Below are 17101 nucleotides of genomic sequence, written 5' to 3'. Positions count from 1 at the left end.
CAACTGCTCTGGGAGGAGTACACCCAGCGCTATCCCAACAGCTGTTACAGCTACTCCCAGTTCTGCGACCGTTACAAGTCCTGGTGTCAGTTGCAAAAGCGCTCCATGCGCCAGATCCATAAGGCGGGGGAAAAACTCTTTATCGACTACTGCGGGCCCACGGTGCCCATCGTGTCGCCGACTACGGGTGAGATCCGTCAGGCCCAGATCTTTGTCGCCGTGCTTGGTGCGTCCAACTACACCTTTGCCGAGGCCACCTGGTCCCAGTCACTGCCGGACTGGCTGCAAAGCCATGTCCGTGCCTTTGAATTTTTCGGCGGTACCCCGGCACTACTGATCCCCGACAACCTTAAGAGCGGTGTCAGCAAGGCTTGCCGATACGATCCCGAGCTCAACCCCAGCTACCAGCAGCTGGCCGAGCACTATCAGGTGGCGGTGATGCCAGCGCGCCCTTACAAGCCCAAGGACAAAGCCAAGGCTGAGGTGGGAGTGCAGCTCGTCGAGCGCTGGATCTTGGCCCGCCTGCGCCATCAGACCTTCTTCTCGCTTGCCGAGCTCAACCAGTGCATCCGTGCCTTGCTGAACGAACTCAACGAGCGCCCGTTCAAGCAGCTGCCCGGTAACCGACGCGAGGCGTTTGAGCAGTTGGACCGCCCGGCACTGGGGTCACTACCGGTGCATCCCTATCGCTATGTCGCCATCAAAACGGTCAAGGTCAACATCGACTATCACGTCAGCTATGAGCAGCACCATTACTCGGTGCCGCACCAGTATGTGGGTCAGCAACTGGAACTCCATGTGGGCGATACCCTGCTTCAGGCCTATCACCAGCAACAGCTGGTCGCGAGCCATCCGCGTAAAACCATCCCGGGGATGAGCACACTCCCTGAGCACATGCCGGAACGTCACAGCAAGCAGCAACGCTGGACGCCAGGGCGTCTTAAGCAGTGGGCTGCCGACATCGGACCGGGCACCTTGTGCTGGGTTAGCGAACGGCTGGCAGAGAAAGCCCATACCGAGCAGGCATACCGACTCTGCCTGGGGCTGCTGAGTCTTAGCCGGGAGTATCCGCCATCACGGGTCGAAGCCTGTTGCCAGCTGGCCAACCGGGAAGGACTGGTGCGGCTCAAGCAGCTCAAGTCGGTGCTGACCAGTGGCCGCGACCAACTGCCCGCAAGTCCGCTCAGTTATCCAGAACTACCGCAAGAGCACGAGAACATCCGCGGCCCCCAGAGCTTCCACTGAAGAGGATACGTCCCATGACCCAACAAACGCTGACCCGCCTGAGACACCTGAAACTGACCGGCATGGCGGATGCCGTGCAACAACAACTGGAACAGGCAAGTACCTACGAAGGGCTGCCCTTCATCGAGCGGCTAAGCCTGCTGGTCGAACACGAACAACTGAGCCGGGAGCAGCGTAAACAAGCTCGGCTGGTCAAGCAGGCGAGGCTCAAACTCCAGGCCACGGTGCAAGAGGTGGACTACCAGTCAGCACGCAGCCTGGAGCGGTCACAGGTGGCAAACCTGGCCCAAGGAGAGTGGCTGCGCCGGGGCCAGAACCTGCTCATTACCGGCCCCTGTGGCTGCGGAAAGACCTACCTGGCATGTGCACTGGGCTACCAAGCCTGTCAGCAGGGGCATAGCACTCGTTACTACCGGCTGCCGCGTCTACTACTTGAGCTGAGCCAGGCCAAGGTAGATGGCAGTTACGCCAGACTGCTGGGGCAACTGGCAAGGATAGAGCTGCTGATCCTGGATGACTGGGGACTAGAAGCGGTGAATGCCGAGCAGCGCAACGCCCTGCTGGAGATCATGGATGATCGGTACGGAAAATACTCGACGGTCGTGGTCAGTCAGCTGCCAACGGAAGAGTGGTACGCGAGCTTGGGTGACAACACCCTGGCAGATGCGATCCTGGACCGGCTGATGCACAACGCTCACCGGCTGTCACTGAAGGGAGAATCGATGAGAAAGAGGAGAAGTGAGTTGACCCAATCTGAACAGTCGAGTTAGAAACGGGATGACGTGAGCGCGTTAAGGATCTAGGTGTTCACGTTGGCCGGAATGGCTGTTCAACTTCGCCGGAATACGCACGCAGCCCAAATCGTTGCATTCGCTCTGCTGCGGCTACCAGGAATTGCTCCGCCTCTTCCTTTCGTTCGAATCCCAACACCACGTCGTCTGCATAGCACGCGACGCTTACGCGACCTCGACATGCCTTACGATATTTATTACTCCATAAATCAAATGCATAGTGGAGGTAAATATTGGCCAGCAGGGGCGAGATTACGGCACCTTGCGGCGATCCAATGTGGGATTTCACCCTATGCCCATGCTCATCCAATACGCCAACCTTCAGCCATTGGGTCAGCAGTCGGAGCACCCGCTTATCGGCTACACGGTGAGCTACAAACCTCAACATCCAGTCATGTTCGATGGTGTCAAAGAACTTGCTGAGGTCCAGGTCGAGCACCCAGTTGACTCGATTGCGCTTGATCGCAGCCGTCAGGGCATCGAGGGCATCATGCTGCCCTCGCCCCGGGCGGAAGCCATAGGAGAAGCCAAGAAAGTCCGTTTCATAGATCTGGTTGAGGATAGTGACCACAGCTTGTTGCACTCTTGTCTTCCAGACAGATGATACTGAGGGGACGTTGCGAGCCATCTTCCTTCGGAATGAAGACCCGCCTTGCCGGCTTGGGACGATACCTTCCCTCGCGCAGTTTGTGCACCAGCGTATTGATGTTCCATGTCAGCGCCTGTTGATAGGCTTGCCATGTCACCCCATCACACCCGGCTGCCGACTGGCGCTTGAGTTGGTAGAAGCTCGTGGTCAGCAGCGCTTCATCCATCAGGGAGAACAGGTTATTGAATGTTTGCTTCTTGTTCCTCTGTGCGAGTTGACGTACAGCCACAGGCGTGACAGCCCAGTTCTCCAGCGCTGTGTCTGGCCGGGGGCGCATTGTTGGCTGTTGCTCTTGGTTGGACCCCTTCCCTCCACTGACTCCGCCACCTCTATCGAGGCGTTGTTCGCCTGCTTCCCCGGTACTACGAGTCCATCCGACTTCCTGTTCATCCCTGTCGCTCACCTTGTGGGCTTGCTAGACAGGTTCCTTTCTGTTGAAAGGCCCGAGCAGGATCTCTCAGGTTCCGTACGTTGAATTTCTCTGCATGCATAGGGTCTCAGACCCCGGGAGGCACTGCGGTGAGCTCGCCATTGACGCTCATGCAGTTATTGGTTTCTGTTTCAGACAACAACATCACCGCCTCCTAACCATTGATAACGTGGCTCAATACCTAGCCTACAGATACCCCTACTAACACTTCACCTTGGCCGTTACCGGACACGGCGCATAGCTCGGGGACTGGGCGAGTGGCTAACTCTTACCCTGGAGGGACCTGCCCCTTCTATTCAACGCCAGCTTGGCCTGACGTACTGCCTGTGCAATCGGTGGTTCTTTTTCTGCCTCTGCTATTCTCTTGTCATTACGCCGCTAGGATTGTGCCTGTGCCGTATCGCGCATCAAATTCTCGATCATTGGCTAGTAGAGCCCAGACGATGCGGGCCGTCTTGTTGGCCTGTGCTACCGCCGCCACATTATGATTGCGCCGCGTCATGACCCCCTCCAGCCAACTACCTGCGTGTTGTGCCTTGCTCTTCACCACCCGCAGCACGGCGCGAGCGCCATGGATGAGTAGGGTGCGCAGATAAGTATCGCCGCGCTTGCTGATCCCCAGCAGTGTTGGCTTGCCGCCGCTGGAGTGTTGCCTGGGCACCAACCCCAGCCAGGCTGCCAACTGCCGGCCGTTCTGAAACTGTTTGGCATCGCCGATGGTAGCAACCAGCGCGCTGGCGGTGAGTGGACCGATGCCCGGTATCTTCGCCAGTTTCTGGCTGGCCGGACTGTCCTGATGCCAACTTTGGAGCTGAACGTCCAATTCCCTCACCTGCTTATCGAGCTCCTTGAAGTGTGCGCTCAAGCGGTCGAGTAACTGACGAAACCGCCCTGGCAAGCCATTATCCCCCGCCTCCAGAATGTCAGGCAGGTGCTGATTGATGTGGCGAATGCCCTTGGGGATGATAATACCGTGCTCCGCTAGCAGTCCCCGGAGTTGGTTTGCCTGCGCGGTCCTCGCCTTGACGAATCCCTGGCGGGCCCGATGCATTGCCAGGACGGCCAGTTGTTCGCTGTTTTTAATCGGCACGAAGCGCATGTTCGGGCGGCTCACCGCCTCGCAAATGGCTTCGGCATCGGCCGCATCGTTCTTGTTGGTTTTGACGTAAGGTTTGACGAACTGCGGTGCCATCAGCTTGACGGTATGCCCCAGCGCCTGAAGTTTGTTAGCCCAGAAGTGGGCGCTGCCGCAGGCCTCCATGCCAATCCGACAGGCGGGTCGGTTGCTGAAGAACGGCACCACCTGCTCGCGTTTGAGTTTCTTGTTGAGGATCCGCTTGCCGTGCACATCGACGCAATGGACTTGGATGCAGGATTTTGCCAGATCGATACCAATCGTTGTAATGTTCATCACGGTCGCCTCTCTCAATCAGTGGAAAGTTTCATTCGCCACTTTGGCACGTTAGATGCTGTTTTGGGGAGGGGCGACCATTCCATTAGTTTGTTTATGGCACTGACATACGCCATGACTTCCCCCACTTGGCCATTGTAGTTACCCAGACTGATTTTCCCCGCCATCAACTGCTTGAACCGATACATTGCCGTCTCTGCCAGCGAGCGCCGATGATATCCCGATATCTTCTTCCAGTGCGCTAGCCCCTCCTTGCGCATCACCAGCACCGCCTCATTTCTCGGATGTCCCTTTTCCCATAACCCCGCGCTTTTGCGAGGCGGGATACAGGCTGTCGCCCCTTTGCGCACTATCAGCTGATGGCTGGCTTTGCTGTCATAGGCGCCATCCGCATAAACACGTCCCAGCTTACGCCGCAGTGGATTGAGCAAGGTCGGCAGCACCTCTGCATCATGGACATTTTCCAGTGAGACTTCCGCCGCCACGATATCGTGGGTCACCGGGTCTACCGTCAGATGCAACTTGCGCCAGATTCGCCGTTTCTCTGCGCCGTGTTTTCTGACCTTCCACTCGCCTTCACCAAACACCTTCAGCCCGGTTGAGTCGATAACCAAGTCGGTAATGCGTCTCTTTGGGGGCTGTCGATAAGCGACCGTCACTGTGCGTGCTCGCTTGCTGACGCAGCTGTAATCGGGGGCACAAAGCGGTAAGTTCATCAACTCGAACAGGGAGTCGAGTAGTCCCTGAGTGGCCCGCAGAGTGAGATTGAAAATCCCCTTGAGCATCAGGAAGGTACAGATGGTCTGGTCAGTGTAAAGCTGGCTGTGTCCCCGTCGCCCATGATGGTCGTGGTGAAACCAGTTGTTCATGGCCTCGGCATCAACCCAGAAGGTGAGTGAACCACGGTTAATCAAGGACTTGTTGTATTTAGGCCAGTTGGTGATGGGGTGAAGCGACGTGCCCATGATGCAGACTTGAAGGGGATGGTGGTGATCAGATCACCAAGTCCTCAGTTAGTTCCATTCAAGCTGCATCGATTTGGGAAACAACGCCGCATCAACTCAGTCCTTTGGGTGTGGCTTGTTTTGTTTGGCGACTAATGAGATCGCACAAACTGGACTGAGTTCCCTTCCTCCAGTGATCTACTATTCGGAACAGCTATTTACTCGAACTCGACTGCACAGGTAATGCTCAGGTTATCGAGCATTGAAATTAATTTAGCTCGACCGTTATGAGTCGCATAACCACTTCGTCTAGCATCATCCAATCTGCCATCCCACACCATATCCACATCATCAGTAAATGTTTTCTGACTCGTAGTTAGCCAGCTCTGAATGTGCGACCAATCTGGACTGACTAATATTTCTGAAAATTCAGAAACAGACATTTTGATCATATGCACAACCCCGTAGCTCTCATTTCTACTCCGCCCCAAGTACAGCGTGGGGAACGCCCTGCCATCACAATCCTGGCTGAAATAGATAGCACTGCGGCGCAGCACGTAACGGTGGTTGACCAATTTTGCTTCCTAGGTCACATATTTTCATGTCAGACACAATATAGGTAAAAGACATGGTGCAGTACATCTTAGTTTTACCATTTACAACGCAGGCAGACAGCCCACTTTTTGCTTGGTATAAAGAGGGTTCAAGCAAGCAGGTGTTGTGATTCTCTATAATCCAAGAGACTTTGTTGTAAAAATAGAAAGCAACATGCAAATCAACAACTTATAATCATATGATTTGTTGACATCTTTTTATCTAACTATATGTTTTTATTATTCTTTTATTTTTACAACAAAATATCCTTCCAACGACATCTCCTGCACCACAATTACAACAATTTGCGGAAGGACCACTTCGGTATTTCCAACTCAGGAATTAAAGAAGATAGCTAAGCATCTAATTTTAATTGATTATTCATCACCGTTGTAAACTTCATGTGTGGTTGTTTAATGCTGATTGTAACCTAATCAATCTTTGCTTCATTGCCAATTTTTAAAATCATAAAACCCCTCGTAGAATCTCGCTCCAAACGAAATAGGATGTTGATATATATGTGTTTTCAAATAAGTCAAACTCTGCTTTATGGTAATTTTCGTTTTGGTGTGGCCATTGCGATTTCCAGCACTATAATGAACAAAAAGGCTGGTTGTTGTATTTTTATGGAGTGGCAATTATGAGTATTAAGCAGTTGAGAGAACGGATCATTCAGGGCATCGAGAGTAGCGACAAGAGTGAAAGCTCGCGTTATAGACATCATCAGACAGCACTCAACATGTTACTGAAAACATCAATTGTGCAGTCCGAGGATGAGCTGGAAACTGCACTGTTAGAAAATCGCAGTGAAACAATAGAAAAGCTGAAAATGACCTTGGCACGTCAGACCAGGAGTGATAGGCGAGGCCCACTGACACGAGTGCGTCGGTTGGCAGAGCTCTACGCTCAAATAAACAACATAGATTTCAGCAAAATGACTTTTTGTGAGGCTCTGGCAGCAGCAGTTCAGAGGAAATACGGTGAGCATCTCTGGCTCGATGAGGTCACTCCTAAGACGCAGAATAATATTAAGAAAAGCTTCATTACATACAGAGAAGTAGCACGTGAAATTATCAATGCGTCATTATCTAACTGCCCAGAGGCATGGCCAATTCTGAAAAATAGCCCACAAGCGATTGGCAGCGCAACAAAAGTTTTGCGCGATTATATGATGGGTACATCACACCCTGCCGAGCGAGTACCTGATGTTCGCATCAATTTCATTGAAAGTTATTTGAATTTACCAAGAAACTTGTTGTTAGATAAAATTCATAGAAAAGTTGACCATCAACGCAGAGGAAAAAATCGGTCAGATCTTGATCTATCTGCTATCAATCGCAGCACATTCATTAGCTCGTCACTGAATCCAAATCTACAGAAGGTTTATGATGAGTATTGTGAATATAAAATAAATAAAAAACAACCATCGATAATAAACATTTCTGACGAGCTTAGGTCAGATCGACGCTATGAGATACGAGCAAAAGTCAATGAAAAAAACAGAAGAAACAATGAATGGACAATCAACGCGAAGGGCGAATGCGGCTCTGCTATAGCATTTAAAAGTCAGCTACTGTCATTTCAACATTTTTGTCATACTGAATTAGCTATTGATTACATGTCTGTTAGCAGTTATCACTTGACAATACCTGAGATTATGCAGGCTATGGCTGAATATTCGGAAGGACTGCAAACGGGTACAAGCCAATTCTCTAGAATGCTAAATTTTGTAAAACGAGGATCGGAGTCTAAGGGCTACCTCAGGTTTTGTGCCGATCGTGGTAGCAGAACAATCGAGGAGTTTTTTAAAGACCTAGATTTTATTATCGAGGAATATCCTAATTGGTTTAAGATGGCAGAGAAAGGCATCGACAGTCGCGGCCAAGCGGGGAAGAAAGGGAAACTGAACATTCAATTCTTACTCAACATACCTGCATCAGATCGCCGAAATGCGGTTTATAGGGCCAGCCAGTGGTTATTCGATAAAGCAAAAGTATACAAGACCAATGCTGAGCAAAAAAATTTACTTTCGAACAACACAGACGATAAAAAACTAGAGCTGGCGCATAGAAAAAGTGCAGCATCTCAGATTGGCCGTGCGTTGCAGTATTTTAGAGCTGGACTGATACAGACCATCAGTTTTTATCAATCTCCACGCAGCGCAAACTGGACTGAATTGAAATTTTACCCTAATGCGACATCACAGAACAAAAACTATGCAAGTATAACATATCATCGTCAGCGTAACCGATTCCAACTATATATCCCATGTTTTGGGTCATCGATGGTTAGTGAGGATAACACAAAATACAGATATCTTAAAAACGCAAATGCAAAAAATAGCGTGGATGTTGATGTTGAGTTACCAGAACAGCTTACCCCGCTGATCAAAGAGTATTTGAACATAAGGCGCAGCTATATTGAGTTTGATCTCATGACCTTTGCGGGCGTTGAGTCAATTGACGATATTGATATCTTTTTCCCTTGGCGTAGCATTCGACAAAGCCAAGTCAACAACGAGGAAAACCTTAAAATAAGAAGTAAATATATAGAAGTATCATCAAAACTGTCAGATAATTTCAAATCACTGACATATCAGGCCTATCTGATGACGATGCCTCATGATAAACAACATGGTATCAACATTCATGCATTGAGACACCTTGTTGCAGAAACGCATCTCGAAGAGCATCCTGGAGATTTTATTGGTGCAGCAGCGAAACTCAATGATGACGTAGAGCAAATAATTAAGACCTACGGTGATAAGGATAGAGCTAAAGCGATGCGCAGAGTATCTGACAATGAAACGCTGGACTTCTCATTTGCGTTGTAAAAAAGCAGTAGAGAATACTGATTCAGTTCTACTTATCACCTGACACCGGCATCAAACCGGTGTCTTGTTTACGCTGCTATAGTGCGCACTTCCTTCGGTATCAATTTCAGAACCTTCTTGAACATACTGTAGGGGTTCTTACAGCTGATATGGGCAACAACACCACTAGCCACTAAAATGCCTCTTAAACCAACCTAAATTATTCATAAAAAATATAGGAGCCACCACACATTTATTTACCAATGCAAGTCAATATATTTATAAGGCATAATTGAAAAAAATAAACACTACATACTTTTAAGTATCTTGCTAATTGCACAAGGTTCAGCCAATGTTGAAATATCGCCAAGATGCTCAATGTCGCCAATTGAAATTTTACGAAGAATTCGACGCATGATTTTACCAGAACGAGTCTTTGGTAACTCCTCCGCCCAATGAATAACATCCGGCGTAGCGATTGCACTGATATTTTTACGTACCCATTCTTTTATCTCCTTATACAATACCTCGGTTGGCTTTACTCCTGGGTAAAGTGATACATACGCATGAATGCATTGTCCCTTAATGTCATGCGGCACCCCCACCACTGCCGCTTCAGCGATCTTGGGATGGGCCACCAGCGCCGATTCGATTTCGGCGGTACCCATGCGGTGGCCTGAGACGTTCAGTACATCATCCACCCGACCGGTGATCCAGTAGTAGCCGTCCTCGTCGCGACGGGCACCGTCGCCGGTGAAGTAGCGGCCCGGGAAGGTGGAGAAGTAGGTCTGCTCGAAGCGCTCGTGATCGCCGAATACGGTGCGCATCTGGCCTGGCCAGGAGTCGGTGATCACCAGATTGCCCTCGGTGGCCCCCTCCAGCGGCTCGCCCATGTTGTCGACCAGCGCCGGTTGCACCCCGAAGAAGGGACGAGTCGCCGAGCCCGGTTTCAGGTCGGTGACGCCGGGCAGCGGCGTAATCAGGATGCCGCCGGTCTCGGTCTGCCACCAGGTATCGACAATGGGGCAGCGCTCGTCGCCAATGGTGCGGTAGTACCATTCCCAAGCTTCCGGGTTGATGGGTTCACCCACCGAGCCCATGATGCGCAGGCTCTGGCGCGAGGTGCCGGTGACCGCTTCGTTGCCTTTGGCCATCAGGGCGCGGATGGCGGTGGGGGCGGTATAGAGAATGGTGACCTGGTGCTTATCCACCACCTGACTCATGCGGTTGGTGGCCGGGTAGTTGGGCACCCCTTCGAACATGATGGTGGTGGCACCATTGGCAAGCGGCCCGTAGACCAGATAGGAGTGACCGGTGACCCAGCCCACATCGGCGGTACACCAGTAGATGTCCTCTTCGTGGTAGTCGAACACATATTTGAAGGTGAGGGTGGCATAGACCAGATAACCGCCGGTGGTGTGCAGCACCCCCTTGGGTTTGCCGGTTGAGCCGGAGGTATAGAGGATAAAGAGCGGATCTTCGGCGTTCATCGCCTCCGGCGGGCAGTCACTGCTGACAGATGCGGTCGCTTCATGCCACCAGATGTCGCGGTGGTTGTGCCAGGCGACATTGCCGCCGGTGCGCTTGAGCACGATCACCTTGTTGACCTGGGTATCCGGGTTGGTGAGCGCTTCATCCACATTCTTCTTGAGTGGCACCGGACGGCCGCCACGCAGTCCCTCGTCGGCGGTGATCACGATGCGCGAGCCTGAGTCGATGATGCGGCCAGCCAGCGCTTCCGGCGAGAAGCCGCCGAAGACGATGCTGTGTACCGCGCCGATGCGGGTACAGGCCAGCATGGCGATGGCGGCTTCGGGCACCATGGGCATATAGAGGCAGACCACGTCGCCACGGTGAACCCCTTCGGCTTTCAAGACGTTGGCAAACTTGCACACTTCGCTGTGCAGTTCGCGGTAGGTGAGTTTGCAATCTTCGGCGGGGTTGTCCCCTTCCCAGATGATGGCGACCTTGTCACCCCGTTCGGCGAGATGGCGATCGAGACAGTTGGCCGAGACGTTGAGCTGGCCATCTTCAAACCATTTGATGGAGACATGGCCCGGATCGTAGGAGGTGTTCTTGACCTTGGTATAGGGTTTCATCCAGTCGAGAATTTTTCCCTGCTCTCCCCAGAAGGTGTCCGGATCCTCGACGGAAGCCTGATACATGGCGGCGTAGTCGCCCTTGTCGAGCAGAGCTCGATTTCTTATATAGGGCTTTACAAAGTAAATTTTATTATCACTCATCGAGCACTCCTATCGCGACAACATTGCCATCAAATAAAAACCCTTAAATAAATCAGTAAACTAAATTGAAAACTGATTGAATTAAATTCCTAACCGTTACTATTCAAGATAGTCAATCAAAACATCACCGTATGGCAAGGTTAGGTTAGCGACAAAATGAATACCACCAAGTATTTTTTTTATGGGCAGTTCATTAACAGGTGCCATTGCATGAGAAAAAATATCAAGAGCAACGGGGCCATCAAATGCCCAGTCAACGCTAATGTTGGTCATATAGTAACGGACTAGCTGACATATAGCTGGTCTGCCATCAACACCAGGAATAGATTTAACCAAAAAATTTGGTTCACTAAGACTTGTCACTATGGTTCTAGTATCAATCTGATTAAACTTTAGACCCATTGTACCTGTTGCAACTCGTACATTCCCATAATCAAGTGTTCCAAGCAATGTATCACCATCATACTCAATTTTTGGAGCTGCTAATTTCTTGGGAAACCCCCAAATTTCTCTTCCTCCAGCAATAGGGGGATGACAATCAAGAAACATAGAATGTACATAATTACCTGGCCCCCCATCATATATTACTGGAATGACTTGGCCTGATTCATGAAAGCTACCAAAACCACTAGTATTTGGCATTCTCATAAACTCATATTTCACAATCGGCTCTGGGGCTTTTAGCCCCGGAGGAAGGCATTTTTGGATAGCATCCGGGCATGTTTCATATGTAATAATAAAGTATTCCCGTCCAAAAAATTTATTAGGAGCCTCAGTATAAGCAGGATTACCTTGCCTTACTGGCATGCCAAATGGAATTCGGCCATTTCTTTCATATATATTTGAATGACTACATGACATAATATCACCTTAATAGAGCTGCGTATTCAATACGCAGCAACAATCATTAATTAGTATTCCAATACTGCTCTACGACCATGAAGAGCATCAAAAACCCCCTCAGCAAGAGCCTTCATTTCATCCTCTCCTGGATAAACAATTAAATTTTTACTGATAGATCTTACACGACTACTAATCCAGTCAGTGATTAATGCGCTGTTAGCAATGCTTCCTGTAATAATAACAGCATCAACTTCGCCATAGAGAGCAGCAGATAGCGAGCTAATTTCCTTTGCAACTTGATAAGCCATCCCTTCCATTATGGAACGTGCGTGCATATCCCCTTGCCTGACCATCAGTTCAACTCTCTGCATATCTTTGGTTCCCAGGTAACTGTATACCCCCCCTTCACCAATTAGCATTTTATATATTTGTTGATACGTGAATTTTCCACTAAAACAGATATCAATTAGCGCTAATGGAGGTACTCCTCCTGCACGTTCAGGACTCATTGGCCCATCGCCACCAAGAGCGGAATTAACATCAATAACTCGCCCATTTTTATGAGCACCAACACTAACACCACTACCTAAATGAGCAACAATCAATTTAAGATCATTATAGTCGCGACCGACCTCTCGAGCATATCGCCGTGCGACAGCTTTCTGATTGAGGGCATGAAAGCTTCTTACCCGGCTAATATCAACCATTCCGGAAAATTTGGCGACATCATCATATTCATCAACTACAACGGGATCGACGATATATGCATCATTTTTAACGTTCCCCTCTTTAGCCATTTCATATGCCAGAATACCACCAAGATTTGAGGCATGCTGTCCATTCAGACCTATCCTAGCATCATGTAAATAAGCATCATTTATACGGTATACACCACTTGGTAAGTTACGAACCATTCCACCACGACCTACGAAAGCATCAATTTCACTTAGTGAAATTCTATGCTTTATCAAGGACTCAAGAATCAGCTGCTTTCTGTATTTTTTTTGGTCTGCAATTGACGCAAATACAGACAAATCATCTACAGAATGACAAATTGACTCAGAAAATATAGGGCACATACCTTCGTACACAGCAATTTTGGTAGACATCCCACCGGGATTTATCGCTAATATCTTCATCTCATGCCTCAGCAATATTGCATTGTGCAAGCGCACAAACCATGGCATAGAACTTCGTTTCTACAGAGTCAGAACGAGATGGGAAATCAACTGGCGCAACCGTTCCAATAATGAAGCTAGCTGCTTTGGCCCCCCCTAAAAATGTCGTCGTTTTATAGAAAACATTTGCTGCATTGATATCAGGCAATAATACAATATCAACATCACCACCGACATCGGTTACAATTCCCTTATGCATCACTGACTCTTTGCTGAAAGCCAGATCTATAGAGAGAGGACCATCAACAATACAGCCATGGATACTACCTCGTCGATTCATCTGCGTGAGAAGTGCAGCGTCAATAGTTGAAGGCATTGCTGTCTTGACCCCTTCGGTAGCCGCAATAACAGCTACCTTTGGTTCAGATACACCTAAAGAATGAAATACTTCAACACACTGCTGTATCATCTGAGCTTTTTCATTAACGTCTGGCGCTATATTTATCCCCGAGTCTGTATATGCAAATACTTTATGATAGGAATCGATTTGAACAAAGGCTGCTTGAGATACTATTTTTTCCTTCTTAAGACCGGTCTCTCGATTTAATATTGGGCGTAAGTATTCCGGAGTACCTATAGAGCCACGCGTCAACACATCAGCATGACCATTTCGAACAAGAGATACAGCCTTCTTACATGCCTCAACCTTATTCGGTTCATCAATAATTTCGTATCGGCAAATATCAAAACCAATATTATCCGAAAGTGATATTATTCTAGCACGACACCCGACGAGAATCGGCTCTGCAATCTTATGTGCAACCAATAATTTTAGTGCAGATAGTGTTGTCTCATCTTCAGCCGCGGCAACTGCAATCTTCAAAAGTTTAAGCTTCGCTTTATTTTTAGCAATACCAACAAAGCTATCCAATGAACTTAGTAACATAAAGCACCTCTATATTTAATTATTGAACCATTTCAACAGTGGCCGCAATCCCCATGCCGCCCCCAATACATAGGGTTGCCAACCCCTTTTTAAGCCCTCTCCGTTTCATTTCATGGAGAAGTGTGACGAAAATTCTTGTTCCTGATGCGCCTATTGGATGACCAAGCGATATAGCACCGCCATTAACATTCACTTTGTTGAGATCCCAACTCATTTCTTGATTAACAGCTATAGCTTGCGCTGCAAATGCTTCGTTTGACTCGATTAAGTCCAATGAATTAACATCCCATCCAGATTTAGCTAAGACGTTCTTGGAAGCATAAATAGGCCCTGTCCCCATCAAGGCAGGCGACACCCCAGCACTTGAAAATGCCACAATCTTTGCCATTGGGTCTAAATGATATTTCTTTACTGCTTCATATGAAGCAAGAATGACCATAGCGGCACCATCATTAACTCCTGATGAATTGCCTGGTGTAACAGTTCCGTCAGTTAAAAATGCAGGCTTCAACTTCCCTAAATCTGAAAGCGATGTTGCTCTACGAGGAAACTCATCAGTTATAAAGAGCGTCTCTTCTTTTGTCCCAATATCTATAGGTACAATCTCACTAGTAAACACCCCCTGTTCAATTGCAGTTGATGCTTTGAATTGAGATTGATAAGCATACATATCCTGTTCTTCACGACTGATATTGTATTCCTTAGCAATATTTTCTGCGGTAATCCCCATATGGTAATTATTGAACGCATCCAATAGGCCATCTTGGATCATACTATCAATGAGCCCCCAATCTCCCATTTTCTTGCCATTACGAGAACTTGGTAATAAGTGAGGTGCTAAACTCATATTTTCCTGGCCACCGGCTATGACAATATCAGCATCACCAGAGGCAATAGCTTGATAGCCTAATTGGATGGCTTTCAGTCCAGAGCCGCAAACTTTATTAATAGTGAGAGCCGATACTGACTCTGGTAATCCAGACAAAATCGCTGTTTGCCTCGCTGGATTTTGACCACACCCAGATGATAGAGTTTGACCAATAATCACCTCATCTACAACATCAAAAGGGATTTTTTTGGAATGCAACATTGCATTAATTACATCTGCACCCAACTTGACAGCAGGAATAGATGATAGACTCCCACGAAAGGCCCCTATTGCAGTTCTCATTGCATCAATCACATAAATATCACGCACATTACACCTCTATTCTTTTACGTATTAAATCTTTTTACGTATTAAATCAAAGAACTATAATAATCTTTAACTAATTCTGACTGACTTTGAGAGCACCCTATGGTTATTAATGCATCATCAAGCTCCATACCGGCATGGGAGCGAAGTATTTCAATAGCAGGAAGTAAATGAGAAATTGAAATGTAAGCCCCCGAGTTTAGTTTAAGCTTCACGGGTCTAGTGAAAAAATCCTTAGCATTCGCGTTTTCGAGCATGATTTGTGTTCCTTCATCAAGCCATTCACAGTTGCGCATTGCGCGGTTCATCTCTGCTGTTAAACAGACCAAATGGCCCCCCTTGAAGCCACTGAAAAAATCTGAAAAGACAAAAAGTCAACTTCAAGATATCTGAACAGTGAATTCACACTATTTCCCACCTCAATAATATCGCTCTTAGCGAACGCGATAACCGAAACATGCCGAACGAATTGACATCATTAGAAATGGATGGTTTTCAAACTGATTTTCGCGAAATCAGGTATCGCTCAGGATTAAGTGAATAAGTGCGGTTTTGTCTGTGCCGCTGAAAGACTTATGAGGACTAATAAGCTCAATCGTAGGAGGAGGAGGGGATTTGATGCCCAAATCGATACCGCTTGAATTGAACTAACTGAGGACTCGGTGACCTGATCACCACCATCCTCTTTAAGTCTGCATCATGGGCACGTCGCTTCACTCCATCACTAACTGGCCTCAATACAATAAGTCTTTGATTAATCGTGGTTCACTCATCTTCTGGGTTGATGCCGAAGCCATGAGCAACTGGTTTCACCACGACCATCATGGGCGGCGAGGCGGCGGGGCCGCAGCCAGCTTTGCATATGGATGATTCCGGTGAATGTGAACAGTGATTCCGGGATGTTGAACACTGTTTCCGGAAAGGAGGGGCAAAGTGTTCAGGTTGAATCGGAATGAGCGTTCACATTGGTCCGGAAATGGTGTTCACGTTGAACCAGAATCGGTATTCATGATCGGCCGGAATATGCAACACTGACCAGACCACCTGTACCTTCCTGATGCTCAAGGGGATTTTCAACCTCACTCTGCGGGCACTCAGGGACTACTCGATTCCCTACTCGAGTTGATGAACGTACCGCTTTGCGCCCCCGCGAGCACGCACAGTGACGGTCGCTTATCGACAGCTCTAGCGACTTGGTTATCGACTCAACCGGGCTGAAGGTGTTTGGTGAGGGCGAGTGGAACATCAGAAAGCACGGCGCCGAATAGCGGCGAGTGGGCGTAAGTTGCATCTGGCAGGAGAGCCGGTGACCCAAGATATCGTGGCGGTGGTAGTCTCGCTGGAAAATGTCCATGATGCCGAGGTACTGCCCACCTTGCTCAATCCACTGCGGCGCAAGCTGGGACGTGTTTATGCGGATGGCGCCTATGACAGCAAAGCCAGCCATCGGCTAATCTCGCGCAAAGGGTCGACAGCCTGTATCCCTCCGAGCAAGAACGCGGGGTTATGGGAAAAGGGACATCCGAGAAATGAGGCGGTGCTGGTGATGCGCAAGGAAGGGCTGGGGCACTGGAAGAAGATGTCGGGATATCATCGGCGCTCGCTGGCAGAGACGGCAGTGTATCGGTTCAAGCAGTTGCTGGCGGGAAAAATCAGTCTGCGTAACTACAACGGCCAAGTGGGAGAAGTCATGGCGTATGTAAGCGCCATAAACAAGCTGAATACCCTTGGCCTAACTGTCGGAAAGCCCCAAGTGTAGTGCTCACCTGGGGCTGGGGAAGTCATGACTTGCTGGCTGATTTGGGCATAGATGGTCGCCCCCGTTTGCCAAGCGAAATATGTTGTGGTGGCTTTACTCAGGTCATCGATTGCAGCCATAG

14 protein-coding genes and 1 pseudogene are annotated in these 17101 nt (G+C 48.8%); 4 read left to right on the top strand and 11 right to left on the bottom strand.

Going from position 1 to position 17101, the window contains the following annotated elements:
- Nucleotides 1–1245 (top strand): IS21 family transposase (gene istA / locus NOM06_RS20315; protein WP_255912969.1); only part of this gene is annotated, 1245 nt, incomplete at its 5' end.
- 14 nt (nt 1246–1259) lie between these two features.
- Nucleotides 1260–2015: an IS21-like element ISAs29 family helper ATPase IstB gene (gene istB, locus NOM06_RS20310; RefSeq protein ID WP_255912968.1), complete on the top strand. Its 756-nt coding sequence runs from the start codon at nt 1260–1262 to the stop codon at nt 2013–2015.
- Nucleotides 2016–2052: 37 nt separating this feature from the next.
- Here istB and NOM06_RS20305 read toward each other — a convergent pair whose 3' ends face one another.
- The 5 genes from NOM06_RS20305 to NOM06_RS20285 form a co-directional block, all read right to left on the bottom strand.
- Entirely contained in the window at nt 2053–2619 is a 567-nt protein-coding gene (locus tag NOM06_RS20305; protein WP_255912966.1) for a reverse transcriptase domain-containing protein, read from the bottom strand.
- Nucleotides 2579–2851 carry a hypothetical protein gene (locus tag NOM06_RS20300; RefSeq protein WP_255912964.1) on the bottom strand — a complete coding sequence of 91 codons (273 nt, stop codon included), beginning with the start codon at nt 2849–2851 and terminating at the stop codon, nt 2579–2581. The genes NOM06_RS20305 and NOM06_RS20300 overlap by 41 nt, the downstream gene beginning before the upstream one ends.
- Before the next feature lie 634 nt (nt 2852–3485).
- Nucleotides 3486–4526, bottom strand: coding sequence for an IS110-like element ISAve1 family transposase (locus tag NOM06_RS20295; protein WP_255912963.1), 1041 nt, complete (start codon nt 4524–4526; stop codon nt 3486–3488).
- 14 nt (nt 4527–4540) lie between these two features.
- Nucleotides 4541–5491, bottom strand: coding sequence for an IS5 family transposase (locus tag NOM06_RS20290; RefSeq protein WP_255912962.1), 951 nt, complete (start codon nt 5489–5491; stop codon nt 4541–4543).
- A gap of 197 nt (nt 5492–5688) precedes the next feature.
- Nucleotides 5689–6045 (bottom strand): hypothetical protein, encoded by a 357-nt coding sequence (locus NOM06_RS20285; protein ID WP_255912961.1) that lies wholly within the window; start codon nt 6043–6045, stop codon nt 5689–5691.
- A 659-nt stretch (nt 6046–6704) separates the two neighbouring features.
- Here NOM06_RS20285 and NOM06_RS20280 point away from each other — a divergent pair.
- Entirely contained in the window at nt 6705–8897 is a 2193-nt protein-coding gene (locus NOM06_RS20280; protein WP_255912960.1) for a hypothetical protein, read from the top strand.
- A gap of 287 nt (nt 8898–9184) precedes the next feature.
- Here the strand turns inward: NOM06_RS20280 and acs are convergent, their stop codons facing one another.
- From acs to NOM06_RS20250, 6 genes are all read right to left on the bottom strand, one after another.
- Nucleotides 9185–11119: an acetate--CoA ligase gene (gene acs, locus NOM06_RS20275; protein WP_255912959.1), complete on the bottom strand. Its 1935-nt coding sequence runs from the start codon at nt 11117–11119 to the stop codon at nt 9185–9187.
- 99 nt (nt 11120–11218) lie between these two features.
- On the bottom strand, nt 11219–11980 hold the full coding sequence (locus NOM06_RS20270) for an acetoacetate decarboxylase (protein WP_255912958.1): 762 nt from the start codon (nt 11978–11980) through the stop codon (nt 11219–11221).
- A gap of 50 nt (nt 11981–12030) precedes the next feature.
- On the bottom strand, nt 12031–13149 hold the full coding sequence (buk, locus tag NOM06_RS20265; protein WP_255912956.1) for a butyrate kinase: 1119 nt from the start codon (nt 13147–13149) through the stop codon (nt 12031–12033).
- Nucleotides 13103–14026, bottom strand: a complete 924-nt coding sequence (locus tag NOM06_RS20260) for a phosphate acyltransferase (RefSeq protein WP_255912955.1) — start codon at nt 14024–14026, stop codon at nt 13103–13105. Before NOM06_RS20260 ends, buk begins: the two co-directional genes overlap by 47 nt.
- Before the next feature lie 19 nt (nt 14027–14045).
- Nucleotides 14046–15224 carry an acetyl-CoA C-acetyltransferase gene (locus tag NOM06_RS20255; protein ID WP_255912954.1) on the bottom strand — a complete coding sequence of 393 codons (1179 nt, stop codon included), beginning with the start codon at nt 15222–15224 and terminating at the stop codon, nt 14046–14048.
- Between the two features lie 41 nt (nt 15225–15265).
- Nucleotides 15266–15517 carry a hypothetical protein gene (locus tag NOM06_RS20250; protein ID WP_255912953.1) on the bottom strand — a complete coding sequence of 84 codons (252 nt, stop codon included), beginning with the start codon at nt 15515–15517 and terminating at the stop codon, nt 15266–15268.
- Nucleotides 15518–15920: 403 nt separating this feature from the next.
- Between NOM06_RS20250 and NOM06_RS20240 the strand changes: the two are divergent.
- Nucleotides 15921–16980: pseudogene (locus NOM06_RS20240) on the top strand (IS5 family transposase).
- Nucleotides 16981–17101 lie beyond the last annotated feature (121 nt).

The organism is Aeromonas sp. JL9 (assembly GCF_024436075.1).
In the GTDB taxonomy this organism is placed as follows: Bacteria; Pseudomonadota; Gammaproteobacteria; order Enterobacterales; family Aeromonadaceae; genus Aeromonas; species Aeromonas veronii.
This window is presented reverse-complemented; position numbering and strand designations above follow the sequence as displayed.